At 58.0% G+C, this 2,966-nt stretch carries 4 protein-coding genes; 3 read left to right on the top strand and 1 reads right to left on the bottom strand.

Annotated features, from left to right (window positions below; genetic code table 11):
- The first annotated feature begins 142 nt into the window (after positions 1-142).
- Positions 143-808, top strand: coding sequence for a L,D-transpeptidase (locus tag B9P63_RS18790; RefSeq protein WP_085311692.1), 666 nt, complete (start codon positions 143-145; stop codon positions 806-808).
- Between the two features lie 21 nt (positions 809-829).
- Here the strand turns inward: B9P63_RS18790 and B9P63_RS18785 are convergent, their stop codons facing one another.
- Positions 830-1,102, bottom strand: coding sequence for a hypothetical protein (locus B9P63_RS18785; RefSeq protein ID WP_095533074.1), 273 nt, complete (start codon positions 1,100-1,102; stop codon positions 830-832).
- Positions 1,103-1,251: 149 nt separating this feature from the next.
- Between B9P63_RS18785 and B9P63_RS18780 the strand changes: the two genes are divergently transcribed.
- Complete coding sequence (locus B9P63_RS18780; RefSeq protein ID WP_085311690.1) at positions 1,252-1,869, top strand: 2OG-Fe(II) oxygenase family protein; 618 nt, start codon at positions 1,252-1,254, stop codon at positions 1,867-1,869.
- A gap of 1 nt (position 1,870) precedes the next feature.
- A complete protein-coding gene (locus B9P63_RS18775; RefSeq protein ID WP_085311688.1) occupies positions 1,871-2,914 on the top strand; it encodes a succinylglutamate desuccinylase/aspartoacylase family protein in 1,044 nt (347 codons plus the stop codon).
- Positions 2,915-2,966: the final 52 nt, after the last annotated feature.

Raw genomic sequence — 2,966 nt, 5'->3', positions numbered from 1 at the left:
CAGAGTTTCGGATACTCCCAAGCCCTTATTTGGTAATCTTACAAACCGCACACCCATGTGACTCGCTCTTTGATCGCGGCGCGTATATCGTTAGATAGCTTCAACGACTCGAAGACCTGCCGCTTATAAGGATTGCACCGCCATGCTCACCCGACGCCACTTCACGATTTCTGCGGCGGCTCTTTTTTCGACGCCCATCACCGGGTTTGCCGCTGCAGGGCCGAGCACCAATCGCTCGAAGTGGGACGCTTGGGATGCGCAGATCACACCCGCAGAGTTCGATCCTGCAACAAGCAACCCGTGGAACTTGCATCGACGCTTTTTGCCCCAGCGCGTAGAGGCGAATGCGGGGCTTAATGTTGGTGACATTCACGTCGATGCAGTCGCGCGCTATCTTTATCATATTGAAGAGGGCGGCACGGCTATGCGTTACGGTGTGGCGATCGCGCGCGGCAATCTCTACACGCCGGGTGTCTACAAGATCCGCCGCAAAGCGAAATGGCCCACTTGGACGCCAACACCCGCGATGATAAAGCGCGATCCGCATCTTTATGCGCAGCACGCCGCAGGCATGGATGCAGGGCCGTCCAATCCGCTCGGCTCACGCGCGCTCTATCTGTATCGTGGCAGCCGCGATACCTATTTGCGCATTCATGGCTCGCCCAACCCCGGGTCCATCGGTGGGCGTGCCAGTTCGGGCTGTGTGCGCATGGTGATGGCGCATATCAACGGTCTCTACGTGAACGTCTCGACCGGAGTGAACGCGCATTTGCATGCCGCCGAAGATCATATTTCGGCGACAAGCTAGGCTAGGATTTCAAGCAACGGCTCAGGACGCGCGAGAACAGATCGGGCGCCCGTTAGCGGCGCGCAGCGGCAGAAACGTGGTTTCGACAGGTCCGATATGGCGGTAAGTGTAGCACCCATCGATTGGATCGATGCGCACTGCTGTCAAATCCTGCCCCTGCGCCGCGATCGAAGTCACACCCTCTGGCACCTCGGCGATAAACGGCATCGGCGCATTTGTGCTTGCTCCGTCAATTTCTTCGCAAGCTGAAAGCAAAAAGGCAGCGCAGCCAAAAATCACGATCATCTTTTTCATAGTCATGTCCCCCACGGTTGTTTTTGAGCAGGATGATCGAAATAGCCTTGAGAGACCAGTGCATTCGCGGTGCGCACTTTACGAAAAGCGTGAATGTTTTTCGCTATGCCACACTCGTCATTTAGCGCCTCAAGCTCTAAACGACGTTCATGACCCATATAGAATCTCTCTTTGTGACCCGCCTGTATCGCGCTGCCTTATCCGAGCAGGGCGCTATATCTCCTGAAGAACTCGAAGCCTCTTGCTACGCGATTGCGAGCGATGACGAAGCTGGTCAGCAGTGGTGCGAGGACAACGGTTATCCCGGCTACACGTCTTATGCCTCCCTGACAGACCTTGCTTGGCGGTTTCCGATTTTTGCAGATGTGACCAAGAATCTCGATGCCCATGTCGCAGCCTTTGTCGAGGATGCGCAGTTCGATCTGGACGGGCGCGCGCTCAAGCTCGAGGACTTGTGGATCAACATCCTGCCAGAAGGCGGCACGCATTCCAGTCACATCCATCCGCATTCGGTGATCAGCGGCACCACCTATGTGGCTATGCCCAATGGTGCCAGCGCGATCAAATTCGAAGACCCGCGCAGCCAGATGCTGATGGCATCGCCCACCCGCCTGAAAACGGCGCGGCGCGAGCTGAAGACCTTCATCTATGTCGAGCCGGATGTGGGCGATGTGCTCCTTTGGGAGAGCTGGCTGCGCCACGAGGTGCCGATGAATATGTCCGAAGAAGAGCGAATTTCGGTCTCCTTCAACTACTCCTGGAGCTGACATGAGCAAGCGCGCGCCCTTCGAGATTGTCGGCGAGCGTATCGCCGCAGGCACGCGCAAGACCGTGCGTATTCCGGTCAGCACCCTGTCCGATCACACGCCCGTCGCCATCGCCGCGCATGTCATTCATGGCAAGCGCGAAGGGCCTTGCATGTTTGTCAGTGCAGGCATTCATGGCGATGAGGTGATTGGCGTGGAAATCGTGCGCCGCCTTTTGCGCTCGGACCCGCTGGTCAATCTGCGCGGTACATTGATCGTGGTGCCCATCGTCAATACCTTTGGCTTCCTTAATCATTCGCGCTATCTGCCAGATCGGCGCGATTTAAACCGCTGTTTCCCCGGCTCGCCCCATGGCTCGCTCGCCTCGCGGCTGGCGCATATCTTCCTGAGCGAGATTGTGGCGCGCTGCACGATCGGGATCGATCTGCATTCGGCTGCTGTGCATCGCACCAACCTGCCGCAAATTCGTGTCAGCGGTGCCAATGCGCAAAAAATGCGCCTTGCCCATGCGTTCGGCGCGCCCGTGATCCTGACCAGCGCCCTGCGCGACGGCAGTCTGCGCCAAGAGGCCAAACGCATTGGCGTCGATGTGCTGCTCTATGAGGCGGGCGAGGGGATGCGCTTTGACGAAATGTCTGTGAGGGCGGGGGTGGCGGGCATCCTGCGCGTGCTAAACACGCTTGAAATGTTGCCTGCCAAGGGCATCGCCAAGACGCGCACGCGCTCGCTGATCTGTTCTGACAGCACTTGGACACGCGCGCCTATGGGTGGTTTGCTGCGGGTTTATAAAAGCGAAGGCGATGTGGTGGAGGAGGGCGAAGTGCTCGCCGCGATCTCCGATCCTTTCGGCGAGGAAGAGGCCGATGTCACCGCGCGAAATGCCGGCATCATCGTCGGACGTGCCGTCATGCCCGTGGTCAATGAAGGCGATGCGCTGTTTCATATCGCAGCGGTCAAATCTGTGGACGTGGCAGAAGCGGCGGTCGAGGGCGTGGCCGAGCAACTGGCGGATGATCCGCTCTTTGATGAGGACGAGATTATCTAGCCGCTTAAAGCCTTGTGTCAGATGCCATCCAGATGAGAGTGTCCGATCTTCT

This window comes from Planktotalea arctica (genome assembly GCF_002105285.1).
Lineage (GTDB): Bacteria > Pseudomonadota > Alphaproteobacteria > Rhodobacterales > Rhodobacteraceae > Planktotalea > Planktotalea arctica.
Note: the sequence above shows the minus strand (reverse complement) of the source record. Positions and strands in the feature narration are given on the sequence as shown.